This is a genomic window from Pseudomonas sp. AE27, assembly GCF_037113495.1.
Taxonomy (GTDB): domain Bacteria; phylum Pseudomonadota; class Gammaproteobacteria; order Pseudomonadales; family Pseudomonadaceae; genus Aquipseudomonas; species Aquipseudomonas palmensis.
Genome location: NZ_CP146966.1, coordinates 1,221,806 through 1,247,975 on the forward strand (window position 1 = coordinate 1,221,806; position 26,170 = coordinate 1,247,975).

The window sequence follows — 26,170 nt, forward strand, 5'->3', positions numbered from 1 at the left end:
AGACCTCCTGTTGAAAGGGTTGGGCTCAGGCCAGCGAGTTGCCGCGAGCGCTGGCGGTGTCGGTGCTGGCGGCAACCCGCTCGGCCGACTCGGCGTCGACCAGGTGCAGCGACTTGCCACGGGTTTCACGGGTCAGGCCGACGGCGACGATGGAAATCGCCGCGGCGCCCACCAGGTACCAGGCAATCGGCGTCGAGCTGTTGTACTTGTTGAGCAGGGTGATGGCGATCAGCGGTGCCAGGGAGCCGGCGAAAATCGGCGCCACCTGATAGCACAGCGACAAGGCGGTGTAGCGCACATGGGTGGGGAACATCTCGGCCATCAGCGCCGAGTAGGGCGCATAGGTCATCGACTCGATGGCCAGGCCCAGGGTGATCGCCGCCATGATCAGCCAGTTGTTGCCGGTGTCCATCATCGGGAAGCCGACGAAGCCCCAGAACGCGGTCAGCACCGCACCGGTCAGGTACACCGGCTTGCGCCCCACCAGGTCGGACAGGTAGCCCATCAGCGGGATCAGGAAGAAGTGCAGCAGGTGCGCGCCGAACATCAGCAGCAGAATCTGCGAGGTGTCCTTGTGCACCACCAGCTTGAGGTAGGTGATCGAGAAGGTCACCACGGTGTAGTACAGGATGTTCTCGGCAAACCGTGCGCCGATGCCCACCAGTACCGAACGCCAGTGATGGCGCAGCACTTCCACCACACCCAGCTGCTGCACCTTGTGCTGCGCCTGGCGGGCCTGGGCCTGCTTGAAGATCGGGGCATCATCCACGCTGGTGCGGATCCAGTAGCCGATCAGCACCACCAGTGCCGACAGCCAGAACGCCACGCGCCAGCCCCAGGCCAGGAACTGCTCCTCGCTCAGGGTGCTCGACAGCGCCAGCAGCGCCACCGTGGCCAGCAGGTTGCCCGCCGGTACGCCGGCCTGCGGCCAGCTGGCCCAGAAGCCGCGTCGGTTGTCCGGGCAGTGCTCGGACACCAGCAGGATCGCGCCGCCCCATTCGCCGCCAAAGGCGAACCCCTGGATCAGGCGCAGCAGCACCAGCAGGATGGGCGCGGCGTAGCCGATGCTGTCGAAACCGGGCAGGCAGCCCATCAGAAAGGTGGTGATGCCGACCACCACCAGGCTCAGTTGCAACAGGCGCTTGCGCCCGAACTTGTCGCCATAGTGGCCGAACACCAGGCCGCCCAGCGGGCGGGCCAGAAAACCTACGGCGTAGAGGGCGAAGGCGGCGATGATGCCGTCGATGGGGCTGTCGGTCTGGCGAAAGAACAACTGGCCGAACACCAGTGCCGAGGCCGTACCGTAGAGAAAGAATTCATACCATTCGGCGACGGTACCGGCCATGGCGGCCGCTACCACACGCTTGAGGCCCGCCGGGGCGGTGGTTGCGCGGGGAGAGGGGTGTGCAGTGCTCATGCTGGCGTTTCCTGTGCAGGCGCAAGACAGAAAAACAGGCGCGCCGGGTGGGCCCCGCAGAGAGGCCCGCCCGGCACTCACTCAGAGGCCGACATCCGGCAGTTCAGGGCGATTGGCCAGGGCCTTGGCCATGATCTGCTCGACGAACTCGCGGTCGTCCTTTGGCAGGGCCAGGCGCGGTGGACGGGTCAGCGCGCTGCCGCGACCGGCAATGGCTTCACACAGCTTGATGCACTGCACCAGGTCGGCGCGGGCATCCAGGTGCAGGATCGGCATCAGCCACTCGTAGATCGGCATGGCCTCGGCAAAGCGTCCGGCCTTGGCCAGGCGGAAGATCGTCTCGCCCTCCTTGGGGAACACGTTGGACATGCCCGACACCCAGCCCTCGGCGCCCACCGCGATGCTTTCGAGCACCACGTCGTCGAGGCCGGCGAACAGCACGAAGCGGTCACCCACCTCGTTGCGCACGTCGATGAAGCGGCGGGTGTCGCCGGAGGAATCCTTGAAGCACACCACGTTGTCGCAGTCGGCCAGGGAAATCAGGATGTCCGGGGTCACGTCGTTTTTGTAGATCGGCGGGTTGTTGTAGACCATCAGCGGCACGTCGGCATGCTTGGCCACGTAACGGTAGTGCTCGGCGGTCTCGAACGGCTTGGAGCCGTACACCAGCGCCGGCATCAGCATCACCCCGTCCACGCCCACCTTGCGCACCGCGTTGGCCACCTTGGCAGCCTGCACGCTGGTGAACTCGGCCACGCCGCAGATCACCGGCACACGCCCACGCGAGGCATCCACCGCCACTTCGGTCACGGCAATCTTTTCTTCGGCCGTCAGCGAGGTGTTCTCGCCCACCGAGCCGCACACCACCAGGCCCGACACGCCGTCGCGGATCACGTTGGAAATCACCTGGTGGGTTTTTTCCAGGTTGATGGAGAAGTCGTCGTTGAATTGGGTGGTGACCGCAGGGAACACGCCACTCCAGTTGATGCGCTTGCTCATTGGTTGTCTCCGGTGGTTGTTAGTATTTCGTATACGATATTTTATGTGTGTGGAGCAGACCAGCGTTATTTCGGGGTTTTTGCTGGTCTTTTTGCTTAGGGTTTGTGAATCAAGGGCTTAGCGATCAGGCGCCGGGCCAGGTGTCCGACAGTCGGTAGCCTTGTGGCCACGGGTCGGCGGGGTCGAGCAGCAACTGATGGGTACCGGTGATCCAGGCACGCCCCGAAATGCACGGGTAGATGGCGGCGCGGCCGGCCACTTCGGTCAGCGAATCGATGCGACAGTGGAACTCCGAGCCCAGGATCGAGCGGCCGATGAAGCGTTCGCCCACCTGCATCAGGCCCTTGGCCTGCAACACGGCCATGCGCGCCGAACAGCCGGTGCCGGTGGGGGAGCGGTCGATCTTGCCGGGCTGGATCACCACCGCGTTGGCACCGGTGGCCACGCCATTCTCCATCACGACGGGCGCGGCGATCTGGCAGAACGAGATATGCGACCAGCCGGGGTTGAGCGGGTGCACAAAACCCAGTTGTTCGTTGGCGGCGCGGGTGATCTTCAGGCCCACCTCCACCAGGTCGGCGGCCTCGTCGGGGCGAATGGCAAAGCCCAGGCGCTGGGCATCGACAATCGCGAAACTGTCGCCGCCATAGGCGGTGTCGACCTGCAGCGAGCCCACGCCCTCGACCTCGATCCAGGCGTCCAGGCGGTCGGCGAAGGAGGGCACGTTCCTGACCTCCACGCGCTGCACCTTGCCGTCCCGGCATTCGGCCACGGCCTCGATCAGGCCGCCGGGGGCTTCGAGCACCAGGCGGGTCTGCGGCTCGGTCATCGGCAGGATGCCGCTGTCGAGCAACACCGTGGCCACGCACAGCGAGTTGGAGCCGGACATCGGCGGGGTGTCGGCCGGCTCCATGATGATCCAGCCCATCTGCGCGGCCGGGTTCTTGGGCGGCACCAGCAGGTTGACGTGGCGGAACACGCCGCCACGCGGCTCGTTGAGCACGAAATTGCGCAGGGTGTCGTCCTGCGCGATCCAGCGCGACTGTTCCCACAGGGTGTCGCCCGGTGGCGGCGCGACGCCACCGACAATCACATCGCCGACCTCGCCTTCGGCGTGGCAGCTGACTACATGAATCACCTTTGATGAACGCATTGCCTGGCTCCTGATTGATGGTGTGGCCTTCGCTGGCAAGCCAGCTCCTACAGGCTGCGCAGAACCCTGTAGGAGCCGGCCTTGCCGGCGAAGGGGTCTGAAGCTATTTCACCGACTTGAGAAACGCCGCCGTCTCCGGCTGCTGCGGGTTGCCGATCACCTGGTCCGGCGAGCCGATCTCGTGCACCAGCCCGTTGCGAAAGAACGCCACCCGGTCCGACACATCCCGCGCAAAGCGGATCTCGTGGGTCACCAGCACCATGGTCATGCCGTCTTCGGCAAGCATGCGCATGGTGTCCAGCACTTCGCCCACCAGTTGCGGATCGAGCGCCGAGGTGGCCTCGTCGAACAGCATGTAGTCCGGCGACATCGCCAGCGCCCGGGCAATCGCCATGCGCTGCTGCTGGCCACCGGACAACTTGCCGGGGAAGGTCTTGAACTTGTCGCCCAGCCCCACGTGGGTCAGCTGCTGGATCGCCAGTGCCTCGGCTTCCTCGCGGCTCTTGCCCAGTACCTTGCGCGGCGCCAGCATCACGTTCTCCAGCACCGTCAGGTGCGGGAAGGCATTCCACTGCTGGAACACGATGCCGATCTTCTGGCGCAGGCGGTTGAGGTCGGTGGCGCGGTTGTGCACCTCGATGCCGTCCACGCGAATGCTGCCCTTCTGGATCGGCTCCAGGCCGTTGATGCACATCAGCAGGGTCGACTTGCCCGAGCCCGAACCGCCGATGATCGACACCACCTCGCCCTTGTTCACCGTCAGGCTCACGCCCTTGACCACTTCCAGGTCGCCGAAGGATTTGTGTACGTTGTCGATCTCAATCATTTTCTTGCCACCTTCTTTCCAGTCGGGCGCCCAGGCGTGCGACCACCAGGCTCATGACGTAATAGATGAGGCCCGCGATGCACAGCACCAGCAGGGGTTCCTGAATCCGTGTGACGATGGTCTGGGAGGCGCGCAGCAATTCGACGATGCCGATCCACATCACCAGCGCGGTGTCCTTCATCACGCTCAGCACCAGGTTCAGCCAGCCCGGAAAGGCCACCCGCGAGGCCATCGGCAGCACGATCCAGCGCAGGTCCTGCAGGTAGCTCAGGCCCAGCGAACGGCTGGCCCGGCGCACGCTGGGCGGCACCGCCAGCACACCGCTGCGCACGATCTCGGTGAAGTACGCCGCGGCGTACACCCCCAGCACGATGCAGCCCACGCTGAAGGCGCTGATGTTCAGGCCCACGATGCTCTTGAACGAGTTGAACAGCACGAACTGGATCAGCAGCGGCACGCTGCGAAACACATCCAGCACCCAGGCCAGCGGCAGGCTGGCGCGTGGCAGCAGCGCACGCAGCAGGCCGAACACCAGCCCGGCCACCGAGCCCAGCATGATCGACCAGAAGGTCAGCTGCAGGGTGACCCAGGCCCCGTCGAGCAGGAACAGCATGTCGTTCCAGGTAAAGCTTGTAGAAAACATGGACAGCTCCTCAGTAACGGAACAGCCGCCAGGCCATCAGCCGGGCCACCGCGACGATCAGCTTGGCGATCAGGTAATACAGCACCGCTGCAATGGCGAAGTACTCGAAGGTGCGGAAGGTCTTGACGTTGTAGTCCTGGGTCACGCCGGTGAGGTCGTTGTTGAGCCCCACGATCACCCCCAGCGAGGTCATCAGCACCGCCCACACCATCTGGTTGCTCAAGGGGTAGAACACCACCCGCAGCAACTGCGGCACGATGATCATGCGGTAGGCCTGGAACGCGCTCATGCCCAGCGAGCGTGCCGCGCGCATCTGCGTGGTCGGCACTGCCTTGAGCCCGCCGCGAAAGTTCTCCGCCAGGTACCCGGCGTTGTTGAAGGTGATGCCGGCCAGCAGCGCGAACCACGAACTCACGTGCAGCCCCAGCGAGCCAAGCCCGAAGTACAGGATGTAGATCTGGAACAGCGAAGGGGTGTTGCGCGCAATCGATACCCAGGCATTGCCGATGCCGCGCAACACCGGCTGCTGCGCTTCACGCATCACGGTCAAGGCCAGGGCGATCAGCACGCCGAAGATCATCGACAGCGCGGCGGTCTCGAAGGTGACCCAGGCGCCGGCCAGCATGTCGGGCAGGGCGCGCAGGGCCGAGCGCCATTGGAAGGTGTAGTCAAACATGCGCGGGGCTCTCCTGTGGGGCGGCCGGTTGCAGCCAGGCCGGCAGGCGACCGCTGGCGCTGCCGGTGCAGGCGGCCTCGACGCACTCGCCAAGGCTGGCGAAATGCACCGCACGGCCCGCCAGCCCGGGGGCGTAGTGGGCGTATTTGCCCGAGTTGGTCATCAGTGTGCGGGCGGCGGGCGGGATCACCGGCTCGCCGAGCATGCACCAGCAGGTGTCGGTCACCAGCACCGCGCCGAAGGCTTCGATCGGGGCAAGGTGGCCGGCGTCACGGGCCTGCTCCAGCACCGCACGGCCGCAGGTGATCACCAGGCTGACCGCCGGGTTGCGTGTGCGCCCGCGGCACAGCTGTGCCAGGTGCGCGAACTCGCCCAGGGAGAAGTGCGGGTTGCCCAGCGACACCAGGTCCACCTGGCTGTCACGGGCACTGTTCAGCTCGCGCCAGCTCACCAGCAGGTCGGCCAGGGCAATGCGTTTTACCGGCAGCACCTCGCCCGCGCTGACCGCCTGGGCCGGGTCCAGCGCTTCGGGTGTGACCCCGGCGATATGGAACAGCGGCGCCGCCGAGGTGGTGGCGAACGCGGCGCCGAAGGCCTTGAGGTCGTCGTGGGTGGGGGCAAAACGCTCCAGCCCTGTCACCAGCGGGATCTGGCTGCCGACCATGGCGCCGATGTGATAGCCCAGCAGCGGGTAGAACGCATCGTCCAGGTGGGTCAGCGCCGGCAGGTCGATCTGCACCCGCGCCTTGCGCTGGGCCTCCAGGTGGCAGCCGATCAGCGGCGCGCGGCCGGTCAGGGCGATGCAGATATCCAGGTAGTCGGGGTACTTCAGGGTACGCGCGCCGAGCACGCTGTTGGCGTACACCACGGCGTTGGACTCGGCCCACACGATCTGCTCGCCGAGCTTCGGCGCGCTGTCTAGCAGGTAGGGGGCGCAGGTAAAGCTCATCTGCGCGCCCATCGCCATGTAGGCATCGCCCAGCGCACTGGCAGGTTCGCCCAGCGCCGCGTCGATACCCAGTTCGCGCCAGCGGCGCTGGTCCACGGAAATCGAATTGAGGGTGGTCGGCACCCGCACCCTGGCGCCCCACTGCACCAGCTGCTGCGCAAAGCGCAGGCTGGCGGGGCCGGTGTAGATGCAGCCGTCGATATGCGCCTGGCTGATGTCCACCAGGCTGTGTGCGCCCTGCAGCTCGGCCATGCGCAGCACGATCTGCATCGCCACCTGCGCGGCCTTGCCCAGGTCGCCCGCGAGCAAGGCCTGGTCGTGGTCGGTAAGGGTGAGGGTGGTCGGGCGCGTCGCCGCCGGCGGGCTGGCCGGGGCTGCCGGCAGCGCCTCGGCGGGGGCCTGGTCGAACAGCACCAGGCGCTCGCCCTGCACCTGCGCGAAGGCCTTGCCGCGCAGGGCGGCAAAGGCCTGCTGGCCGATGCACAGCACCGGCAGCGAGCGCCCGAACAGCAACTGCGCCACCAGCACGCCCAGGGTCAGGATCTCATCCGGCTCGGCCAGCACCAGTGCCGCCGGTGCATGGCCGTTGCTGATCAGCTCCATCATCACACTGCTGCCGGTACACGAGCCGCGCCCGCTGGGAATGGCCAGCACGCGGCCGGCCAGGTGTGCGCCGCTGAGCGGGTGATGGCGGTCGATGACCTCGCCGCTGAAGGCGTCGACACCGCCCCAGAAACTCAGGCCGATGTCGGCGAACAGCAACTCGCCACTGGCCGCGCCATCGACCAGGCTACGCCCGTTCAGGGCAGTGGAAGGGCTGGGCATGCCGGGCACCTCAGTAGTAGACCTTCGGCACGGTCAGGTCGGTCGGCGGGATATCGGTGCCTACCCATTTGACGAACAGCTCGTTGTAGCGGCCGCTACGTACCTGCTGGTTGACGAACAGGTTGAGGTAGTTGAGCAGGCCGTACTCGTTGCGCTTGGCCCCCAGCGACACGTAGTCGATCACGTAGGGTGCGTTGCCGGCGATCTTCAGGTTCTTGTACTTGCCCGACTTGAGCGTGGCGGCGGCCACGGTGTTGGTCACCACGGTGGCATCGATGTGCCCCTGGGCCACGGCCAGGATGGTGTCGTTCTGCGACTGGTAGGCGCGGAAACTGCCGCTGCCCCACTGCTTCACGTCCTTCTCCAGTGCGATGGCTTCATAGGTGCCGCTGGTGTTGCCCAGGGCCTTGCCCTTGATGTCGTCGAAGCTGTTGATGCCGGTGTTGTCGCGGGTCAGCACGACCATCTGGAAGGCAAAGTAGGGCACCGTGAGGCCGACCGTCTTGGCCCGCTCCAGGGTGTCGGAGGTGGACGCCACGATCACGTCGGCCCGCCCCGAGACCAGCGCCGGGATACGGTCCGGGAACGGCGTCTCGACGATCTCGGCATCTACCCCGAGGACCTTCGCCAGGTCGTTGCAGTAGTCGACGTCGAAGCCGGCCGGCTTGTTGGCGTCGTCGCGAAAGCCCATGGGCGGGAAGTCCAGGGTCACGGCGCAGCGCAGCTTGCCGGAGCCGATGATGTCATCGAGCTTGTCGGCCTGGGCGGTGGCGATGAAGGAGGTACTGAGCACAGCGCTGAGAGCTACAACAAAAGCGGGGTTTTTCATGGAAGCCTCGTTTGTCGGAAGGTGCTGGTAGCGGGCGTATTGTGAATTTCGTATACGATATTTTTATAGCAATGCGCGTGCCTGTTTTTGCCCGGGCGATGCAATTGCTGTGCGGCCCTTGAGCCAGAGGACTTGCGTTGAATCCGGCAGGGCAGGCGGGCGGTGCGCAGGAAACGCTGCCCGGTGCCGGCGGTGTTACATATGGGAGCAGTGGGTGCGGCGGCGCACCCTAAAGGAACACACCGCGTCTAGCGACGGGTATCGCGGTACTGGCTTGGCGACAGGCTGGTGAGGGCGCGGAACTGGCGGCTGAACGCGCTGTGGTCGGTGTAGCCGCAGCGCAGGGCGATCTCGGTGATCGGCAGGTCGCTGTGGTGCAGCAGTCGCGAGGCTTCTTCAAGGCGCGCCTTGTGGATCATCTGGCGCGGGGTGAGCTGGAACACGCGCTTGCAGTTGCGCTCCAACTGCGCGGCAGACAACCCGGCAATCGCGGTCAGCTCGGCCAGGCTCACGGGCCGTGCGAAGTGCTCGCGAATGTGCGCATCCACCGCCGCCAGGCGATCGAAGCCGGGGTGGCTGGCCTGGGGCGCCTGCAGGTCGCGGGAGATGCCGGCCAGGCCGACGATCTGGCCCTGGGTGTCGAACAGTGCCAGCTTGTGGGTCAGGCACCACACCGGCTGGTTGCCGAAGTACAGGTGCAGTTCGAGCTGGTCGGCCAGCTCGCGGCCGCTGTCGAGCACGCGGCGGTCCTGCGCGGTGTACAGCGGGCCGAAGCGCTCGGGGAACACGCTGTCGGCGGTCAGCCCCAGCAGCTCGTGGCTGTGCCTGAAGCCGCAGCGCCGCGCCAGGGTGTGGTTGACGAAGGCGTAGCGGGCCTGGGTGTCCTTGATGAAGAACACCACGTCGCTCAGCGTATCGAGCAGCGGCGCGATCGGCTGCAGGCTGCTCAGCAGGCTGGGCAGGTCGCAGGGCTGGAAGCTGTTGAGCGATACGTACATGGCGCTGACGGTCTGGTGGGCACCTTCGGGATCATAGAGATCCGGCGCCCGCCTCGAAAGCCCCGGGCTGCGTTTCATGCGGGCGGGGTGTCGTCCAGGCACAGCAGGGTCTCGATGCGCGCCGGGCTGAACGGCGGGCGCGGCGCCGAGGGCTGCCAGCCGAACAGGTGCTGCGCTGCGGCGCCGCACACCCGGCCCTGGCAGGCGCCCATGCCGCAGCGGCTGCTCAGCTTGGCCTCGCGCCAGTCACGCTGGCCGGCGAGCTTGCTGTAGGGCACGTCCTCGCAGCGGCATACCAGGGTGTCGGGGCGGGCCAGTTGCTTGAGCTGCGGGGCAAGGGCGAAGGCGTGGTTGAGCGCCTTGGCGAAGCCCTGCCAGCGCGCTCGCTGCGGCCAGTGGCGGGCGGCGCCCTGGCGGTCGCCCACGGCCGCCAGCCCGGCAATGGTGCCTTCCACCAGCGCCAGTTCGCTGCCCCCAAAACCAGTGCATTCCCCCGCCGCGAACAGGCCCGGCGCACTGGTGGCCTGCCACGCATCCACGGCCAGCGCCTGGCCGTGGAGTGTGCAGCCCAGGGCCTGGCCGAGCTGGCTGTTGGGAATCAGGCCGAAGCCGCAGGCCAGGCGCTCGCAGGCCAGCTCGACCAGCTTGCCGTGCTGGCGCAGGCGCACGCCTTCGAGGCGCTCGGTGCCGAGTGCCTCCACCACATGGCTGTCGGTGCGGTAGTGGCGGTCGAACAGGCCGAACGCTTGCAGCAGCTTGTTTGGCCAGCGCGGCAGTTGTGCGGCAAAACCCGCCACCGCGCCGCGGGTTGCCTGTTCGGCGACGCCTACCACCTGCGCGCCGTTGTGCCGCGCCGTGGCAGCGCTGGCTAGCAGCAGCGGGCCGCTGCCGGCGATCACCACGCGCTGGTCGCGTACCGGCAGGCCGCCCTTGATCAGTGCCTGCAGGCCACCGGCACCGGTCACGCCGGGCAGGGTCCAGCCGGGGAAGGGCAGCAGCAGTTCGCGTGCGCCGGTGCACAGTATCAGCGTGTCGTAGTCGATCACCCAGCCGCGCTCGGCGTCTTCCACCAGCAACTGGCGCGGGCCGGTGGCGGCGATCACGCGGGTCTGCGGGTGGTGCTGCACATTGTTCAAGGCGCCCACGTGCTCGCGCAGGCGCTGTGCCTGCGTCGGCACGCTGGCCTGCGGGCCGTCGCGCCAGATCTGCCCGCCGGGCCAGGGGTTGTCGTCCAGCAGCACGATGCGTGCACCGCTGGGGGCAGCGGCCAGTGCGGCATTGAGGCCGGCCGGGCCGGCGCCGATGATCAGTACGTCGGCATGGGCGCTCATGCGTGGGTCTCCACCTGCATGCCGTCGCGGCACAGGGTCTGGCAGGCCAGGCGGCGCCGGCCGTCGATGCTCACCCGGCATTCCTGGCAGATGCCCATGCCGCACAGCGGTGCGCGGCGCTGGCCGCTCACCGAGGTACGCGTGCAGCCGTCGCCAGCCAGGGCCAGTGCAGCGGCCACGCTGGTGCCTTCGGCCACGCGCAGGGCACGTCCGTCCAGGGTCAGTTCAGGCATGGGTCGGTTCTCCGAGAAAACGCTGTGGCAGGTAGGCCTGTGCGGCCAGGGGCGGGTGTTCGTCGAACAGTTGCGCCACCAGCAGGTCGGCGGTGGCCGGGGCCGTGGTCACGCCCAGCCCTTCATGCCCCACCGCCAGCCACAGGCCGGGGCGTTGCGGGTGCTGGCCCACCAGCGGCAGGCCGTCGGGGCTGGCGGCGCGAAAGCCGGTCCAGGCGCGAATCGCATTGAGCTGGGCCAGCGCCGGCACGTATTCGGTGGCGCGCTTGAGCATCCTGGCAAGCATCCAGCCTTCCACCTGCGGGTCGGTGGTGCCGAACTGGCGTGAGGCACCGATGAACAGCTGGCCGGTAGGGCGCGGCTGGATATTGCACGCGGCCGACGGGCCGCTGGCGTTGTGCGCACTGGTCACGTAGCCCAGTTCCACCAGGGTGTGGGTGACCTGGACGGGGTAGCGGTCGGTGATCAGCAGGTGGCCCTTCTTGGGTTGTATCGGCAGTTCGGGGCACAGTTCGGTGGCCTGGATACCGTTGGCCAGCACCACGGCCGTGGCGGCCAGCCACTGGCCGTCGTCCAGGCGCACGCGGGCGCCATCCACCTCGGCGACCCGTGCCTGGCGCTGGCGAATGCGCGGCTGGTCGAGCATCCAGCGTGCGGTGGCCGGGGCATACAGAATGCCGTCGTCCTCGATCAGCAGGCCGCCCTCCAGCCCTTCGCGCAGCAGCGGTTCGCGTTCGCGCAATCGAGGTGCGCCGACCAGCTGGCAGATCACCCCATGGGCGCGCAGGTTGGCATGCTTGTGCTCGGCCACGGCCATTTCTTCAGCGTTGGCGGCCAGCCACAGGGTGCCGTTGCTGCGGTAGGCGCAGCCTTCGGGCAGGTTGCGCGCAATGTCGCGCCAGCGTTGCAGCGAGTATTGGCTCAGGGCCAGTTCGGCGGGGTTGTCGTCCAGCACCAGCAGGTGGCCCATGCCGGCGGCGGTGGCGCCGGGCAGCCCGGCATCCAGCACCAGCACGTCGAGGCCGCGCCGGGCCAGGGCCTGGGCGCAGGCCGCGCCGATGATGCCGGCGCCCACCACGATCACATCGGCGGCCAGGCCCTGGGTCACAGGCGGATGCCCCAGGCGAACGGGTCGTCCTGCTCGATGATCAGCGTGGCTTCGGCGCTGATATGCGCGCGGCCGCGAATGGTCGGCACGATGCGATCGCCGGCGGTTTCGAACGAGCCTTCGAACTGGCTGCCGATCACGCTGGCCTGGCGCCAGATCTGGCCCGGTTGCAGCTTGCCGTCGGCGGCCAGGCACGCCAGCTTGGCGCTGGTGCCGGTGCCGCAGGGCGAGCGGTCATAGGCCTTGCCGGGGCACAGCACGAAGTTGCGGCTGTCGGCGTCGGGGTCGTCGGCGAACAGCTCGACGTGATCGATCAGGCCGCCGTCCTCGCCGCGCAGGCCCTGATCTTCCAGGGCCTGCTGCACGGCCACGGTGTAGGCGGTGAGCGCGTCGAGGTTGTCGCCGCTGATACGCAGGCCGTGCTCGGCCACCAGGAAGAACCAGTTGCCGCCCCAGGCGATATCGCCGGTCACTTCGCCGATGCCGGGCACCTGCACGCTGACGGCGTGGCGATAGCGGTAGGCGGGTACATTGCGCACGCTGACCGAGTGGTCGTCGTGCAGGGTGGCTTGCACGTTGCCCACGGGGGTTTCGAGGGTGTGGGTGCCGGGGCCGATCCTGCCCAGGTGGGCCAGCGAGATCACCAGGCCGATGGTGCCGTGGCCGCACATGCCCAGGTAGCCGGTGTTGTTGAAGAAGATCACCCCGGCGCAGGCGCTGGGGTCGACCGGTTCGCAGAGCAGTGCGCCCACCAGCACATCATTGCCGCGGGGTTCGAGCATGCAGGCGGCGCGCCACTGATCGTGGTGTTCGGCCAGCTGTTGCCTGCGTTCGGCCATGCTGCCGTGGCCCAGGTCGGGGAAGCCTGCGGTGACCAGGCGCGTGGGTTCGCCGCCGGTGTGGGAGTCGATCACGGTGATGCGTTTCATGGGGCGCGTCCGTTGGGGGTATGGACGCAAGGGTGGCGGTTGGTGAGGGGTGGCGTCTTGATGGAATTGCGCGGTGTGGATGACGAAATCGGCATAGGGCCATGACATGTCCGAACTGTTGCAACGCGCCATGGCCTGGGGGATTTGAGTGGTCAGCCCTGTTGGCCCGGCTCCAGACTGGGGTGGGGCTTGGCCATCGGCAAGTGCTCCAGCAAGGTCTCGCACACCCCCGCAATGTGCTCATCCAGCAAGCCCACCGCGCGTTCCACATCACCCGCCCGGCATGCATCGAGGATCTCGCGGTGTTCGTGGTCGGCACGCTCCTTGCCCGCCGACAGGCTCATCTGCATGCGCAGGTACCGCTCCAGCTTGTCGTTCACCGAACGGATCATGCTCACCAGAAACGGTCGCTGCGCCGGCTCGTACAGGCACGCATGCAACTCCCAGTTCAACTGCGCCCAGCGCCCCACGTCGTTCTCGCCAATGAACTCCTGGCAGATGCGCTCGGCCTGTTCGAACGTGGCCTCGGTCATGTTCGGGATGGCCAGGCGCAACACCTTGTCCTCCAGCAACATGCGTACCTCGAACATCTGCGCCAACTCGAAGTCCGACAAGCGCGTGACCATCGCCCCACGATTGCGCTGGAACATCACCAACCCCTCGGCCTCAAGCCGCTTGAGCGCCTCGCGCACCGGGATCTTGCTGACGTTGAACTGACGCGCGATGTCGTCCTGGCGAATCGGCTCGTCTTCGTCGAAGTGCCCGGCCACGATGGCATCTCGCAGGTGCCGGGTGATGATCTCGGACGTGGAGGGCGTGTTGCCCAGGTCCGGCGCGTTGAGTTTGGGTAGGTTCACGGTGGCAATCATTCGAGGGGATTTAGGGATATGGTATACGAATTATCTGGAAACGTTCGCCCGGGAGCGCGACGCGTTGCCACACGATGACGGCGACGGCGGCTCGAAACCGTCCCCCGACAGGCACTGGCGCAGGTGCGTCAGCAGCGTCGCGACCTTGGGCTGCGCCTGCCGGCTCTTGAGCCACGCCAGGTGAATCGGCAGGCCGTCGGTGGCCAGCGGCGCCAGCACCTGCACCAGGCTGCCGTCTTCCAGCTGACGACGAATCAGCCAGGTCGGCAGCTGTGCGATGCCATGCCCGGCCAGCACCGCGGCCACCTGGCCCTCGGCATCGCCCACCGCCATGCGTGCCGGCATGATCCGACGTTCGGTATGCCCGGGGCGGGCGGTAGGGAAGTGCCACGGGCCGACCATGCCGTCATTGAGCCCGTACACGATGCAGCTGTGGCGTTCCAGTTCGAGCTCGTTGCCGGGCTCGCCATGGCGCTCCAGGTACGCGGGGGCGGCGCAGAACACCACGCGCTGCGAGCCCAGGTAATGGTGCCCCACCGCCGCCGGCCAGCTTTGCGGCCCGCCGATGCGCACGAACAGGTCGATGCCGGCCTCGACCGGGTCCACGAAGCGGTCGGAGAAGGTCACGTGCGGCATCAGCAGTGCATGCTCGCGCACGCAGGCCAGAATCGCCGGCAGCCCGTGCAGGCGCCCGAAGGCCGCCGGCAGGTCGATGCGTACCCGGCCGCGTGGCTCGGCGTCTTGGGTGCTTAGCGCCAGCTCCGCCTCTTCCAGCTCGGCCAGCACGCCGGTGCAGGTGCGATAGAACGCCGCCCCGGCTTCGGTCAGCGCCACGCGCCGTGTTGTGCGTGCCAACAGGCGCGTGTGCAGCCGCGCCTCGAGCCGCGCGACGCTCTTGCTGACCGCCGAGCCGGTCAGGTTAAGGCGCTCGGCCGCGGCCTTGAAGCTGCCCAGGTCGGCCACGCAGACGAACACGTCGATGCCCTTGAGGCGTTCCGAAGAATACATGTGCCCACCCCATTGATGAATTGCAGTCACTTTACCCGGTAAAACATATCGCCAATACGCCGTTTGTTCCCAAGTAGCCTGATTCGACCTCTACTGCACAACAGGTTGCGACCATGCACGACACCAAGCCCACCGTCCTCATCACCGGCGCCACCGGCCAGATCGGCGGCGACACCCTGCGCTTTCTGCAAGGCGACGACACCATCGAACTGGTGGCCGCCGTGCGTTCGCCGGCCAAGGCGCAGCCCTTCGAGGCCCGTGGCATCCGCACGGTGATCATGGACTTCGACCACGAGCACACCCTGGCGCCGGCCCTGCAGGGCGTCGACCGGGTGCTGCTGGTGACCGGCTACAGCGTCGACATGCTGCGCCAGAGCAAGGCCTTTCTCGACCGCGCACGCCACGCCGGGGTGCAGCACGTGGTACACCTGGGGGCCTGTGGAGACGACGACGCCACCATCGGCCACTGGGCCTGGCACCAGTTCGTGGAGCGCTATGTGCAATGGTGCGGCTTCAGCTTCACCCACCTGCGCCCGGAGTGCTTCATGCAGAACCTGCTCAGCTACGACGGCACCCAGGCCGTGCGCAACGGCGTGATCGAACAGTACACCGGCCACACGCGGTTCAGCTGGGTCGACGGCGAAGACGTGGCGCGGGTGGCGGCGCAGGCCCTGCTGCACCCGCAGCGCCATGCCGGGCAGACCTACCGCCTGGGCTACGACGTGAAGTCCTACGACGAGGTGGCACAGGTGATGAGCGAGGTACTCGGCCAGCCGTTTCGCTATGACGCGCAATCACCCGACGTGTTTCTCGAAAACATGCGCGCCGCCGGCGCCGAGATGGCCTACATGAGCTGCGTGCACGACAACTTCACGCGCATGGCCGCCGGCACCATCCCCGGGGTCGACCAGGTGTTCGACAACTTCCAGGCCATCACCGGCCGCGAGCCGGTGCGCTGGGTGGATTTCGTGCGCAAGCACCGGGCTGCATTCGCCTACTGATCGAATACATATCTGAATCTTTTTGTAAGAGGTAAATGCCATATTAGAGGCGGGTCAATCTTCATTTTAAAATACAATAGTGTATGTTTGTGCGCGGTGCGCCTTGCGCCGTCGTGCATAACAATAAAATGAGGTATTGCCCCCTATGATCGGGTTGAGACATCTGCGTATCAGCACCCGCATCACCGTGCTGGTGATCGGTATCACCCTGTTTGTCGTGTTGCTCAGTGGCTGGCTGGGGCTGACCCTGCAACGCAGCCTGCTGCAGGAGAAGATGGCCGGTGTCGGCACTGCGCTGGACACCGCATCCACCCTGCTGGCGCATTATGAGAAGCAGGCCGAGGAAGGCCACCTGAGCCGCGCCGAGGCGCAGCGCCAGGCGGCAGAAATGGTCAGCCGCATTCGCTACCTGGGCGACAACTACCTGCTGATTCTCGACCTGCAGCACCGCATGCTCATGCACCCCAAGGCACCCGCCCTGGTGGGCAAGTCGCAGGCCGATTTCAAGGACGTCAACGGCAAGCCGTTCGCCCGTGAAATGATCGACCGGGCCGTGGCCCAGGGGCGCGGCACGGTCGAGTACTGGTTCCCGCGGGCAGCCGGGCAGGCGCCGGAATTCAAGGTGTCCGAGGTGGTGCTGTTCAAGCCCTGGGGCTGGGTGCTGGCCAGCGGCATCCACCCGCAGGACGTGCGCCACGAAGTGAACACGGTGCTGCGCATGCCGGCGTTGCTGGTGCTGGTGGCGTTGCTCGGCATGGCGCTGTGCGCCTGGCTGCTGATTCGCAGCATCACCCGGCCGCTCAACCACACCGTGCAGGCGCTGGCCCGCGCCACCGATGGCCACACCGACCTGACCTTGCGCCTGCCCACCGACGGCTTCGACGAGCTGACTCAGGTGGCGCACAGCTTCAACCGCCTGGTGGAGGCTGCGCACCGCGTCACCCGCAGCATGGCCAAGGCCAGCCAGCGCATCTCCAGCACCAGCGACAGCCTGGGGCAGATCACCGAGGCGGCGCAGCGCAGCATGCAGGCCCAGCAACTGGAGACCGACAGCGTGGTCACGGCCATGAGCGAGATGGTCAGCACCGTGCAGGACGTGGCGCACAATGCCAGCGTCGCCGCCAGCGCCACCCGCGATGCCGAGCAACAGGCCACGGCCGGCAGCGCCACGGTGCGCGATGCCGGTGAGGCGATTGGTGCGCTGGCCGAGGCGCTGGAGCACAGCCGCAGCGTGGTCGACCAACTGGCCACCGACTCGGGCAGTGTCGGGCGCGTACTGGACGTGATCACCGCGATTGCCGAGCAGACCAACCTGCTGGCGTTGAATGCTGCCATCGAGGCGGCGCGCGCGGGTGAGCATGGGCGTGGCTTTGCGGTGGTGGCGGACGAGGTGCGCACGTTGGCGCGGCGTACGCAGCAGTCGACGCTGGAGATCCAGCAGATCATCAACCGCGTGCAGGCCGGTGCCAGCCAGGCGGCGGCGCAGATCGGCGCCAACGTCGAGTCGGCGCAGCAGCCGGTGGCCGCCTCGGCGCGGGCCGGGCAGGCGCTGGCGTTGATCGATGCGTCGGCGTCCACGGTGAGCCAGATGACCTTGCAGATTGCCAGTGCGGCGGAGCAGCAGGCGGCCACGGCAGACGGTATCAACCGCAGCGTCACGCGCATCCACGACGCCTCGACGGTGAGCGCGCGCACCATCGAGCATACGCGCCAGTCGTGTGATGAGCTGAGGGCGTTGGCGCAGCAGCTGGAGGAGCAGGTAGGGCAGGTGGTTACGGGGTAAATTGTGAGGGCCCCTTCGCGGGTCAAGCCCGCTCCCACAGGATCTCACCCGCCACGCCAGCATTTTGGACGCACCGCAAGACCCTGTGGGAGCAACTGTCTTTTTGTAGGAGCCGGCTCTGCCGTCGATGGGGTGCTTAGCGCCCCTGGCCCGGCGTAGCCGGGCATCGCCAGCAAAGCTGGCTCCTACGGTTGAGCGATCTGCTCCTGCCACGGCGTACCGGCCTTGAGCATCGCATTCAAACGGACGATCAGGACTCTCATGCATGCCACTACCGCTACCTTCGCTAGCTTTCCCTGGGCCCTCATAGCGGTATAACGCTCAGTGAAGTCCTTGTTGTGCCGGATGACGACCCAGCACGCCATGTACAGCGCCCGCCTGATTCGTGTCCGCCCTCCCCAGATCGAACGTTTGCCAGAGTGTTTGCCACTATCTTCGTTAAACGGCGCGACACCCACTAGAGCCGCGATCTCCTGGCGACTCACCTGACCCAGTTCCGGTAGCAAGGCCACCAGTTTGGCGGCTGTGACCAGGCCGATACCTTTGACCTGCATGAGCTGCGCTACGCGGTCGTCATGCAGTTCCTCCGCCTGCTTGGCAATTTCTTGCTCAAGCGCTTTGATCTCGGCCTTCAAATAGTTGATATGGCGCTCCAGACTCGCCAAAACACATGCCGTTTGCGCTTGCTTCAGTCGGCGCTTGTCATCGTCACGTTGCTGGACGAAACGATCCCGCTGGATCAGCAGTTCACGTAGCAAAGCTCGCTCAGGGGTCATCGCTACGCAACGTTGAGGCGGCAGCACCTCGGCGAAATGGGCAAGCACAGCTGCATCGATAGGGTCGGTCTTGGCACGCTTGCCCATGGACTTGGCGAAATCCCGGGCGCGATTGGGGTTGATTCGGAAGGCCGGGAAACCAGCACCTTGCAGTGCCCGAAGGGCACTGCATTCATAACCGCCGGTTGCTTCAAGCAAAATGGCTGAAACCTGGTACTCGCCAAGTTTTTCGACGAGCTGCTTAAATCCACTCAAGTCATTGGAAACATTGAAACTAATATCCTCGGGGCGGATGTGAACGGCGAGCGTGGCACTGGAAACATCGATACCGACAGAGGAAGACATGGCCAAACCCTCTTAGACTCAAGGTGTGAGAGTACTTTGGCTTGGCCCACGCTTGTGATTCGAGATTTGGCCCTCATCCAACTGTTCGGGCTCTCGCCAAAGTAGAACGGTGAATGGCAGCTTGTGCTCCCACGCGTGCTCAGGGCACCTCGGGCTATCAGCTTGCCATTCACCGCTCTCACTTCAGATTCTAACCCCTCCTCAAGACACAAGCGGGCTTGACCCGCGAGAGGCCTGACCAGGCACTGCAAGACAATCGGACTGTCATGGCCACCCTGGAATGCAAAACGCCCCGGCAAGCCGGGGCGTTTGTTCATCTACACACGATGCCAGCGCGTTACCAAAGCGCCACGGTGTAATCCACGTTCACCCGCAGCTCGTTGTCATCCCTGAACGCCGCAGTCGAGGCAAAGTCATTGCGGTACCACGCATGGCGCAACCGCAATGCAACGTTCTTGAACGTGCCGCTCTGCACCACATACGACAACTCGATGTCCTTCTCGCTCTCGCTGCGCCCGCTGCCGCCCAGCGCATTCGGCAATTCGATGCGGCTGCCGTCCAGGTAACGCAGCATGCCCTTGAGCCCCGGTACGCCCAGGGCGACGAAGTCGTAGTCATAGCGCACCTGCCAGGTACGCTCCTTGGGGTTGAGGAACTCGCTGCTCAATGCGCCCTCGCTCACCACCATCGGCTCGGACCCGGCGATGTACGGCATCGCCGTATCGCCGCTCAATTGCATGTAGCCCAGCCCCAGGCTGTGTGCGCCCAGGCTGTAGGTGCTCATCACGCCGAAGGTACGGTTGTCGACCTTGCCGGCCCTGGCCGGGCCGTCCTCGCCGCTGATGTGGTAACGCACATCGGTCTTCAGGCGCCCGTTCGCCACCGCACGGTTGTCGACGAAGCCGACGTAGTCCTGGCGATAGATGTCCTCCAGCTGCGCATGGTAGTACTTGAGCACCAGCTGCTCGGACCACTGATAGTCGCCGCCGCCATAGGTAAAGCTGTCCGACTCGGCTGCACCATTGAAGCGCCGGTTGGGCGCGGCGACGGTGATCTTCTGGTAGTTGGTGGAATCGCGCTGGTTCATGCGGTCCAGGCGCCCGCCGCTGAGGGTCAGGTTGTCGATGTCCTGGGACTTGAACTGCACCCCGCGAAAGGTCTGCGGCAGCAGGCGCGTGGGGCTGGCGAACAGGATCGGCGAAAACGGTGCCAGGGTGCCAGCCTGCAGTTCGGTCCTGGAGACCTTGACCTTGCCGGTCAGGCCCAGCTCCGAATAATCGTCGCGCGGGTCGCGGTCCCTGGGGTCGAACGGCAGCAGCCCGGTGCCGGTGCGCGCGGGGCTGGAGTCCAGTTTCAGGCCCAGCATGGCCTGGGCATCCAGGCCGAAGCCGACGGTGCCCGGGGTGTAGCCGGAAGTGAAGCGCAGGATGAAACCCTGGGCCCATTCGCGTGTCGCCGACTGCGCCGATTCGCCCTTGTAGTCACGGTCGAAGTAGTAGTTGCGCGCGGTCAGGGTGGCCTTGCTGTCTTCGATGAAACCCTGGGCCAGCAGTGCCGGGCTGAGCCCGCACAGGGTGCCGAGGGCGAGGGTGGTGTTGACCCGTTTCAGAGTGCTCATGGATCTGCCTTTTTTATTATTGTTGTGGGGGTTTATTCAGGGGCATGCAGCAGGACCCATTGCTGGTCCTGCACGCTCACCAGTGCACGCGCGCGCTGGTCATGGCCGAAATGGTCGGTGGCGCTGAGGTTGTACACGCCATGGGTGCCGACCACGTCGCGGGTCTGCTCCAGCTGGTCGCGCAGTTGCTGGCGAAATTGCGCGGTGCCGGGCTCGGCACCCTTGAGCGCCGCCGGGGTGGCCGCCTGCACCAGCAGCATGGCGTCGTACAGGTAGGCGCCGAACGGCGACAGGCTGTTGTCGCCGTACTTGGCCTGGTAATCCTGCGCGTACTGGCTGGCGATGGCCTTGGAGGGGTGGCTGGCGGGCAGCTTGTCCCACACCACCACCGGGCCCACCGGCAGTATCGCACCGTTGAGCGCCTTGTCGCCGATGCGCAGGAACGCGCTGTTGGCCGCGCCGTGGGTGTGGTACACGGTGCCCTTGTAGCCCAGCCGGCGCAGCTCGGTATGCGGCAGCGCCGCCGGGGTGCCGGTGGCGCCGATCAGCACCGCGTCGGGCTTGCTGCTCATCACCTTCAGCGCCTGGCCGCTGACCGACGAGTCGGTGCGGTTGAAGCGCTCGTCGCGCACCAGCGTGATGCCTGCCGCCGGCGCCATTTCGCTGAGCACCTTGTGCCAGTCTTCGCCCCACACATCGTTGTAGCCGATGTAGGCGAGGGTCTTCACACCGTTCTGCTGCATGTGCTCGATCAGCGCCTGGGCCATCAGGGTGTTGGTCTGGGCGATGGTGAAGATCCAGCTCTGCTCGCCGCTGGCGGGGCTGAACGGCGCCAGGGCGATCTGCGCGGTCTGGCTCTCCTTGGCGATCTGCGCGACTGCTGCCGAGGTGGGCACGGTGGTCGAGCCGATCAGCAGGTCGACCTTGTGCTCGCTGACCAGCTTGCGCGCGTTCTTGGCCGCGGCGGTACTGTCGCTGGCATCGTCCAGTACCACGTATTTGACGGCCTGCCCGGCAATCTCCCTGGGCAGCAGCGCCACGGTATTGCGCTCGGGGATGCCCAGCGAGGCCCCCGGGCCGGTGGTGGAGAGAATCACGCCGACGGTCATGTCGGCCTGTGCAGCGGTCGACAGCGTGGCCAGCAACAGCAAGGGAAGAATAGGTTTCATGCAAGCTCCTGATATTGTTTTTATGGGTGTGGCAAGTGCTGCGGGGCGCTACGTGCCGGTAGCGCTGATCACCTCCGTGGTGGCGGTGGGCGCGGGTGCGCGGCCCAGGTAGCTTTCGACCACCCGGGGGTTGCTGGCCAACGCCTGGGCGTCGCCTTCAAGCACGATCTCGCCGACCTCCAGCACGTAGCCGTAGTCGGAAATCTTCAGCGCAGCGCGGGCGTTCTGCTCCACCAGCAGGATCGACACGCCGCTCTGGCGCAGGGTGTCGAAGATGGTGAAGATCTCGCCGATCACCCGCGGCGCCAGGCCCAGGCTCGGTTCGTCGAGCATCAGCAGGCGCGGTTTGGCCATCAGCGCGCGGCCGATGGCGAGCATCTGGCGCTCGCCGCCCGAGAGCGTGCAGGCGGCCTGCTGGCGCCGTTCGAGCAGGCGCGGGAACAGCCCGAACACCTCGTCGAGGGTCTGCTGATGGTCGCGAAAACCGCGCCGGTGGCGGCTGAAGGCGCCCAGGCGCAGGTTGTCCTCCACGCTCATAAGGCCGAACAGCTCGCGGCTCTCGGGCACCAGCACCATGCCCTGGTCGATGCGCTGGGCCACGTCGTGGTGGCCCAGCAACGCCTGGCCGGCGTAGGTCACCTGGCCCTGGCAGGGCAGCAGGCCGATCAGCGCCGCCATCAGGGTGGTCTTGCCGGCGCCATTGGGGCCGATCAGGCTGACGATCTGGCCTTCCTCCAGGTGCAGGTCGAGGTTGCGTACCGCCTCGACCTTGCCGTGGTTGATCGACAGGTTGCGCACATCCAGCAGGCGACTCATTCGACACCTCCGAGGTAGGCGGCCAGCACCGCAGGGTTCTGCTGGATCTGCAGCGGGGTGCCGCTGGCCAGGGGCTGGCCGAATTCCATCACCACGATGTGGTCGGCCAGGCCCATCACGAACTCCATGTCGTGCTCCACCAGCAGCACGCCCAGGCCCTCGCCACGCAACTGCTCGAGCAGTTGCGCCAGCGCCTGTTTCTCGCCATGGCGCAGGCCGGCGGCGGGTTCGTCGAGCAGCAACAGCAACGGGTCGCTGCACAGCGCGCGGGCGATCTCGACGATGCGCTGCTGGCCCAGCGGCAGGCTGCCGGCCGGGGTGTGCAGGTATTCGCCCAGGCCCACCCGCTGGATCTGACGCGTGGCCTCGGCGAGCAGGGCGGCTTCTTCCTTGCGCTCCAGGTGCAGCATCGAGCGCAGCAGCCCGGCCTTGCCCCGGGCATGGGCGCCGAGGGCGACGTTCTCCAGCACGCTCATCTCGCCCAGCAGGCGCACGTGCTGGAAGGTGCGGCTCACGCCCAGGTGGGCAATGGCGCGCGGCGACAGGCCTTCGATGCGCTGGCCGTTGAAGGTGATCTGCCCGGCATTGGGCGTCAGCACCCCCGACAACAGGTTGAACAGGGTCGACTTGCCGGCGCCGTTGGGGCCGATCAGCGCGGTCACCTCGGCGGCATTCACCGACAGGCCCATGTTCTTGTTGGCCACCAGCCCGCCGAACTGCTTGAGCAGCCCCTGGGCCACCATCAGCGGCTTGCCGGCCGCCGGCATGCTGCGCCGGGGCAGGGCCGGCGCGTCATCCAGCGCCAGGGTGCGCGGGCGGCTGGCCGGCAGCACACTGCGCAGCACCGGCAGCAGGCCGCCGCGGGCGTACTGCAGCACCAGAATCACCAGCACGCCGAAGAAGATCATCTCGACGTTGTCGGCATGCCCGAACAGCTGCGGCAGCACGTCCTGCAGCACCTGCTTGATCAGGGTCAGCAACGCTGCGCCCAGCAGCGCGCCCCACAGGCTGGCGACGCCGCCCAGCACGATCATGAACAGGTACTCGATGCCCATCACCACCGAGAACGGCGTGGGATTGACCACCCGCTGCAGGTGCGCGTACAGCCAGCCCGACAGGGCCGCGAGCAGGGCGGCGATGATGAACACCTGCAGGCGGCTGCGTGCGGTATCGATGCCCATCGCCTCGGCCATCCCGGCCGATTCCTTGAGGGTGCGGATGGCACGGCCCTGGCGGCTGTGCAGCAGGTTGTCGAGCAGCCACAGGCTGGCCGCCAGCAACAACCCGATCAGCACGGCGAAATCGGCCGAGCCGCTGATTTGCCAGCCCAGCAGCTCGATGTTCGGCAGGTTCTGCAGGCCGCCGAAGCCGCCCAGGCCCGGCAGGTTGCCGAACAGGTAGAACAGCGCCAGGCCCCAGGCCAGGGTGCCGATGGGCAGGTAGTGCCCGGCCAGGCGCAGGGTCAGCAGGCCCAGGCTGGTGGCCACCACCAGGGTGATCGCCAGCCCCGCCAGCAGGCCCAGCCACGGCGACAGGCCGTACTGGGTGGTGAGCACCGCGCTGGCGTAGGCGCCAATGCCCACGAATGCGGCCTGGCCGAACGAGGTCATGCCGCCGATGCCGGTCAGCAGCACCAGGCCCAGGGCCACCAGGCTGTACAGGCCGATGTAGTTGAGCAGGGTCACGTGAAACGCGGGCAGCACCAGCGGCGCCAGGCCCGCCACCAGCAGCAGGGCCAACAGGGGGATCAGTCGCAGGGCCATCAGTGTTGCTCCTCCAGGTGCGGGTTTTTCAGCGACAGCCACAGCAGCACCGGGATCACCACGGTGAACACGATGACCTCCTTGTAGGCCGAGGCGCCGAAGTTGGCGAAGCTCTCCAGCACGCCGACGAAGAACGCACTGGCCGCGGCTATCGGGTAACTGGCCAGGCCGCCGAAGATCGCCGCCACAAAGCCCTTGAGGCTGATCAGAAAGCCCGAGTCGTAATACAGCGTGGTCAGCGGGCCGATCAGTACCCCGGAGATCGCGCCGATCAGCGCGGCCAGGCCGAACGCGGCCTTGCCGGCCAACTGGGTGGGGATGCCCACCAGCTGCGCGCCGGTACGGTTGAGCGCAGTGGCACGCAGCGCCTTGCCGTACAGGCTGTGGCCGAAGAAGGCATACAGCAGGCCGATCAGCAGCAGCGCGCTGCCGATCACCAGCAGGCTCTGCAGGCCCACCGGCAGCTCGCCGAGCATGAATACCGACTCGGCCAGGGCTTCGGTGCGCACGCCCTCGGCGCCGAACATCAGCAGGCTCACGCCCACCAGCGCGATATGCACCGCCACCGACACGATCAACAGCAACAGCACCGAGGTCTCGGCCACCCGCTGGTACACCAGGCGGTACAGCAACGGCCCCAGCGGCGTGACCAGGGCCAGGGTCAGCAGAATCTGCAGCAGCGCCGGCAGGCTCGCCAGGTCGAGGTTGCCCAGCACCGCCCACAACAGCAGCGGCAGGCTCAGGTAGCGCGCCAGCAGGCCCGGCAGCCGGCGCCATTGACGGCGCCGTGCGGCGTCGGTGCAGTCCAGTGCGCAGGCGGCCAGCGAGCAGCCCAGCAGCAGCCACACGGTGCCGGGCATCAGGCCCAGCTGCAGGGTGGCCAGGGTCAGGGCGCTGTAGGTGACGAAGTCGCCCTGGCACACCAGGATGGTGCGCGTCACCGAGAACACCAGCACCAGGGCCAGCGCCACCAGTGCGTAGATCGCGCCCGTGGTCAGGCCGTCCTGGGCAAGAAACGCCAGTATCGAGAAATCCATGGGCAGGCCTCAGCGAGCAGTGGGCAAGGGGGAGGTGGGATGCCGGTCGCAGAGGGCGGTCGGCGTCGGTGCGGCGGTGCCGTACCGGGGGCGTGACGGGTCGGGCGCGCAGGGCGGGACCCGGCGAGAGCGTGCAGGCGCGTGCATAGTGAAGTACTCGTTTTCTATTCTTATTGTGGTGCGCCCCTGCCCGGGGCAGGGCAACATGCAAGGCGTTTAAATACACATGTGCATGTGTATGTATAGACTACGCGGGAAGGTGGGCGGCTTGTCAACAGGCGCCGCAGCGGCGCGCCTGCATTCGCCGATTTATTCGATTATCTATTTGAATTTATTGAATAAATATTTTTCAAGACGAGCGTGCCAATACCCGCTGGATGGCGGGTATTGGATATACAAAGATACATTTGTGTATTTGCAATGTGCCGAGCGGGTCGGCACAGGCGCTCAGGCCGGGGCGTGGCTGCACGCGGGGAGGAGGATGCCGGCCATGCGCTGGCTGCGCGCCAGGCGTTGTTGCGGGGTGTCTTCGCTGTGCAGCAGCGACAGGCTGATCTGGTAGGCGTAGATCAGGTAGGCGCGGTCCTGGGCTTCGTCGCTGGGCACGCCGGCCTGAATCAGCAGCCCCTCGATGTAGTTCAGGCGATGGCTGTCCACCTCGTCGATGGCCTGGCGTGCCTGCTTGTCGCGCCGCGCCCAGCCGCGGATGCCCAGTTCGATCGAGGCGGCGTCCTTGGCGGTCTGGCCGTGGGAAGGCAGCTCCAGCAGGCGCTGCAACTGCTGCAGCGGCGAGCTGTGGGCCGTGCGCAGGTTGAGGATCACATCCTCGGTGGCGCGTGCGCGCCAGTTGCCCAGGATGCCTTCGAGCAGTTCGCCGCGGCTTTTGAAGTGGTAGTAGAAACTGCCACGGGTGATCTTCAGTTCCTTGGCCAGGGTGTCGACGCGCACGGCGTCGACGCCGCTGGTGACAAGCACTTCCTGTGCCGCATGAATCCAATCTTCCCGCGTGAGGTTGGTGCGTGATGACATTGTGTAGGGCCTTGTCCAACAAGCTGGATAAGCGCCAGGG

At 66.5% G+C, this 26,170-nt stretch carries 24 protein-coding genes; 2 read left to right on the forward strand and 22 right to left on the reverse strand.

What is annotated here, in order from left to right; genetic code table 11:
• Window positions 1-25: 25 nt before the first annotated feature.
• The 15 genes from abaF to V9K84_RS05835 form a co-directional block, all read right to left on the reverse strand.
• Complete coding sequence (gene abaF / locus V9K84_RS05765) at window positions 26-1,417, reverse strand: fosfomycin efflux MFS transporter AbaF (RefSeq protein ID WP_054916119.1); 1,392 nt, start codon at window positions 1,415-1,417, stop codon at window positions 26-28.
• Between the two features lie 81 nt (window positions 1,418-1,498).
• Window positions 1,499-2,416, reverse strand: coding sequence for a dihydrodipicolinate synthase family protein (locus V9K84_RS05770; RefSeq protein WP_043861054.1), 918 nt, complete (start codon window positions 2,414-2,416; stop codon window positions 1,499-1,501).
• A gap of 124 nt (window positions 2,417-2,540) precedes the next feature.
• Complete coding sequence (locus V9K84_RS05775) at window positions 2,541-3,569, reverse strand: proline racemase family protein (RefSeq protein WP_078480792.1); 1,029 nt, start codon at window positions 3,567-3,569, stop codon at window positions 2,541-2,543.
• Between the two features lie 103 nt (window positions 3,570-3,672).
• Window positions 3,673-4,395 (reverse strand): amino acid ABC transporter ATP-binding protein, encoded by a 723-nt coding sequence (locus V9K84_RS05780; RefSeq protein ID WP_054916116.1) that lies wholly within the window; start codon window positions 4,393-4,395, stop codon window positions 3,673-3,675.
• Entirely contained in the window at window positions 4,388-5,038 is a 651-nt protein-coding gene (locus V9K84_RS05785) for an amino acid ABC transporter permease (protein WP_043861057.1), read from the reverse strand. Before V9K84_RS05785 ends, V9K84_RS05780 begins: the two co-directional genes overlap by 8 nt.
• A 10-nt stretch (window positions 5,039-5,048) precedes the next feature.
• Window positions 5,049-5,714 (reverse strand): amino acid ABC transporter permease, encoded by a 666-nt coding sequence (locus V9K84_RS05790; protein ID WP_043861058.1) that lies wholly within the window; start codon window positions 5,712-5,714, stop codon window positions 5,049-5,051.
• Window positions 5,707-7,488: an aconitase family protein gene (locus V9K84_RS05795; RefSeq protein WP_088515461.1), complete on the reverse strand. Its 1,782-nt coding sequence runs from the start codon at window positions 7,486-7,488 to the stop codon at window positions 5,707-5,709. The genes V9K84_RS05790 and V9K84_RS05795 overlap by 8 nt, the downstream gene beginning before the upstream one ends.
• 10 nt (window positions 7,489-7,498) lie before the next feature.
• Window positions 7,499-8,317 carry a transporter substrate-binding domain-containing protein gene (locus V9K84_RS05800; RefSeq protein WP_043861060.1) on the reverse strand — a complete coding sequence of 273 codons (819 nt, stop codon included), beginning with the start codon at window positions 8,315-8,317 and terminating at the stop codon, window positions 7,499-7,501.
• Window positions 8,318-8,565: 248 nt separating this feature from the next.
• Window positions 8,566-9,315: an AraC family transcriptional regulator gene (locus V9K84_RS05805; RefSeq protein ID WP_088515460.1), complete on the reverse strand. Its 750-nt coding sequence runs from the start codon at window positions 9,313-9,315 to the stop codon at window positions 8,566-8,568.
• A gap of 74 nt (window positions 9,316-9,389) precedes the next feature.
• On the reverse strand, window positions 9,390-10,646 hold the full coding sequence (locus V9K84_RS05810; RefSeq protein WP_043861062.1) for an FAD/NAD(P)-binding oxidoreductase: 1,257 nt from the start codon (window positions 10,644-10,646) through the stop codon (window positions 9,390-9,392).
• Complete coding sequence (locus V9K84_RS05815; protein ID WP_088515459.1) at window positions 10,643-10,879, reverse strand: 2Fe-2S iron-sulfur cluster-binding protein; 237 nt, start codon at window positions 10,877-10,879, stop codon at window positions 10,643-10,645. Before V9K84_RS05815 ends, V9K84_RS05810 begins: the two co-directional genes overlap by 4 nt.
• Window positions 10,872-11,987: an FAD-dependent oxidoreductase gene (locus V9K84_RS05820; RefSeq protein ID WP_088515458.1), complete on the reverse strand. Its 1,116-nt coding sequence runs from the start codon at window positions 11,985-11,987 to the stop codon at window positions 10,872-10,874. Before V9K84_RS05820 ends, V9K84_RS05815 begins: the two co-directional genes overlap by 8 nt.
• Complete coding sequence (locus tag V9K84_RS05825) at window positions 11,984-12,916, reverse strand: 4-hydroxyproline epimerase (RefSeq protein WP_054916112.1); 933 nt, start codon at window positions 12,914-12,916, stop codon at window positions 11,984-11,986. Before V9K84_RS05825 ends, V9K84_RS05820 begins: the two co-directional genes overlap by 4 nt.
• A 152-nt stretch (window positions 12,917-13,068) precedes the next feature.
• The gene (locus V9K84_RS05830; RefSeq protein ID WP_043861088.1) at window positions 13,069-13,773 is read right to left on the reverse strand and encodes a GntR family transcriptional regulator; all 705 of its coding nucleotides are present in this window, start codon (window positions 13,771-13,773) and stop codon (window positions 13,069-13,071) included.
• Between the two features lie 42 nt (window positions 13,774-13,815).
• Window positions 13,816-14,793 carry a LysR family transcriptional regulator gene (locus tag V9K84_RS05835; protein ID WP_088515457.1) on the reverse strand — a complete coding sequence of 326 codons (978 nt, stop codon included), beginning with the start codon at window positions 14,791-14,793 and terminating at the stop codon, window positions 13,816-13,818.
• Window positions 14,794-14,906: 113 nt separating this feature from the next.
• Here V9K84_RS05835 and V9K84_RS05840 point away from each other — a divergent pair, with 113 nt between their 5' ends.
• On the forward strand, window positions 14,907-15,794 hold the full coding sequence (locus tag V9K84_RS05840) for an SDR family oxidoreductase (RefSeq protein WP_054916111.1): 888 nt from the start codon (window positions 14,907-14,909) through the stop codon (window positions 15,792-15,794).
• A 145-nt stretch (window positions 15,795-15,939) separates the two neighbouring features.
• A complete protein-coding gene (locus tag V9K84_RS05845; RefSeq protein ID WP_088515456.1) occupies window positions 15,940-17,577 on the forward strand; it encodes a methyl-accepting chemotaxis protein in 1,638 nt (545 codons plus the stop codon).
• Between the two features lie 185 nt (window positions 17,578-17,762).
• Here V9K84_RS05845 and V9K84_RS05850 read toward each other — a convergent pair whose 3' ends face one another.
• From V9K84_RS05850 to V9K84_RS05880, 7 genes are all read right to left on the reverse strand, one after another.
• Window positions 17,763-18,698, reverse strand: a complete 936-nt coding sequence (locus tag V9K84_RS05850) for a transposase (RefSeq protein WP_088513811.1) — start codon at window positions 18,696-18,698, stop codon at window positions 17,763-17,765.
• Between the two features lie 337 nt (window positions 18,699-19,035).
• Window positions 19,036-20,316: an OprD family porin gene (locus V9K84_RS05855; RefSeq protein ID WP_054916110.1), complete on the reverse strand. Its 1,281-nt coding sequence runs from the start codon at window positions 20,314-20,316 to the stop codon at window positions 19,036-19,038.
• Between the two features lie 32 nt (window positions 20,317-20,348).
• Window positions 20,349-21,485, reverse strand: a complete 1,137-nt coding sequence (locus tag V9K84_RS05860; RefSeq protein WP_043861069.1) for an ABC transporter substrate-binding protein — start codon at window positions 21,483-21,485, stop codon at window positions 20,349-20,351.
• Window positions 21,486-21,533: 48 nt separating this feature from the next.
• A complete protein-coding gene (locus V9K84_RS05865) occupies window positions 21,534-22,292 on the reverse strand; it encodes an ABC transporter ATP-binding protein (protein WP_229589366.1) in 759 nt (252 codons plus the stop codon).
• Between the two features lie 5 nt (window positions 22,293-22,297).
• Entirely contained in the window at window positions 22,298-24,064 is a 1,767-nt protein-coding gene (locus V9K84_RS05870; protein ID WP_052504234.1) for a branched-chain amino acid ABC transporter ATP-binding protein/permease, read from the reverse strand.
• Entirely contained in the window at window positions 24,064-25,101 is a 1,038-nt protein-coding gene (locus V9K84_RS05875; protein WP_043861071.1) for a branched-chain amino acid ABC transporter permease, read from the reverse strand. The genes V9K84_RS05870 and V9K84_RS05875 overlap by 1 nt, the downstream gene beginning before the upstream one ends.
• A gap of 447 nt (window positions 25,102-25,548) precedes the next feature.
• Window positions 25,549-26,130, reverse strand: coding sequence for a TetR/AcrR family transcriptional regulator (locus tag V9K84_RS05880; protein WP_043861072.1), 582 nt, complete (start codon window positions 26,128-26,130; stop codon window positions 25,549-25,551).
• Window positions 26,131-26,170 lie beyond the last annotated feature (40 nt).

What these genes read in the sequence shown, in the direction of transcription:
- abaF (WP_054916119.1), bottom strand. Translation starts at nt 1,417, where the DNA reads ATGAGCACTGCACACCCCTCTCCCCGCGCAACCACCGCCCCGGCGGGC.
- V9K84_RS05770 (WP_043861054.1), bottom strand. Translation starts at nt 2,416, where the DNA reads ATGAGCAAGCGCATCAACTGGAGTGGCGTGTTCCCTGCGGTCACCACC.
- V9K84_RS05775 (WP_078480792.1), bottom strand. Translation starts at nt 3,569, where the DNA reads ATGCGTTCATCAAAGGTGATTCATGTAGTCAGCTGCCACGCCGAAGGC.
- V9K84_RS05780 (WP_054916116.1), bottom strand. Translation starts at nt 4,395, where the DNA reads ATGATTGAGATCGACAACGTACACAAATCCTTCGGCGACCTGGAAGTG.
- V9K84_RS05785 (WP_043861057.1), bottom strand. Translation starts at nt 5,038, where the DNA reads ATGTTTTCTACAAGCTTTACCTGGAACGACATGCTGTTCCTGCTCGAC.
- V9K84_RS05790 (WP_043861058.1), bottom strand. Translation starts at nt 5,714, where the DNA reads ATGTTTGACTACACCTTCCAATGGCGCTCGGCCCTGCGCGCCCTGCCC.
- V9K84_RS05795 (WP_088515461.1), bottom strand. Translation starts at nt 7,488, where the DNA reads ATGCCCAGCCCTTCCACTGCCCTGAACGGGCGTAGCCTGGTCGATGGC.
- V9K84_RS05800 (WP_043861060.1), bottom strand. Translation starts at nt 8,317, where the DNA reads ATGAAAAACCCCGCTTTTGTTGTAGCTCTCAGCGCTGTGCTCAGTACC.
- V9K84_RS05805 (WP_088515460.1), bottom strand. Translation starts at nt 9,315, where the DNA reads ATGTACGTATCGCTCAACAGCTTCCAGCCCTGCGACCTGCCCAGCCTG.
- V9K84_RS05810 (WP_043861062.1), bottom strand. Translation starts at nt 10,646, where the DNA reads ATGAGCGCCCATGCCGACGTACTGATCATCGGCGCCGGCCCGGCCGGC.
- V9K84_RS05815 (WP_088515459.1), bottom strand. Translation starts at nt 10,879, where the DNA reads ATGCCTGAACTGACCCTGGACGGACGTGCCCTGCGCGTGGCCGAAGGC.
- V9K84_RS05825 (WP_054916112.1), bottom strand. Translation starts at nt 12,916, where the DNA reads ATGAAACGCATCACCGTGATCGACTCCCACACCGGCGGCGAACCCACG.
- V9K84_RS05835 (WP_088515457.1), bottom strand. Translation starts at nt 14,793, where the DNA reads ATGTATTCTTCGGAACGCCTCAAGGGCATCGACGTGTTCGTCTGCGTG.
- V9K84_RS05840 (WP_054916111.1), top strand. Translation starts at nt 14,907, where the DNA reads ATGCACGACACCAAGCCCACCGTCCTCATCACCGGCGCCACCGGCCAG.
- V9K84_RS05845 (WP_088515456.1), top strand. Translation starts at nt 15,940, where the DNA reads ATGATCGGGTTGAGACATCTGCGTATCAGCACCCGCATCACCGTGCTG.
- V9K84_RS05850 (WP_088513811.1), bottom strand. Translation starts at nt 18,698, where the DNA reads ATGTCTTCCTCTGTCGGTATCGATGTTTCCAGTGCCACGCTCGCCGTT.
- V9K84_RS05855 (WP_054916110.1), bottom strand. Translation starts at nt 20,316, where the DNA reads ATGAGCACTCTGAAACGGGTCAACACCACCCTCGCCCTCGGCACCCTG.
- V9K84_RS05860 (WP_043861069.1), bottom strand. Translation starts at nt 21,485, where the DNA reads ATGAAACCTATTCTTCCCTTGCTGTTGCTGGCCACGCTGTCGACCGCT.
- V9K84_RS05870 (WP_052504234.1), bottom strand. Translation starts at nt 24,064, where the DNA reads ATGGCCCTGCGACTGATCCCCCTGTTGGCCCTGCTGCTGGTGGCGGGC.
- V9K84_RS05875 (WP_043861071.1), bottom strand. Translation starts at nt 25,101, where the DNA reads ATGGATTTCTCGATACTGGCGTTTCTTGCCCAGGACGGCCTGACCACG.
- V9K84_RS05880 (WP_043861072.1), bottom strand. Translation starts at nt 26,130, where the DNA reads ATGTCATCACGCACCAACCTCACGCGGGAAGATTGGATTCATGCGGCA.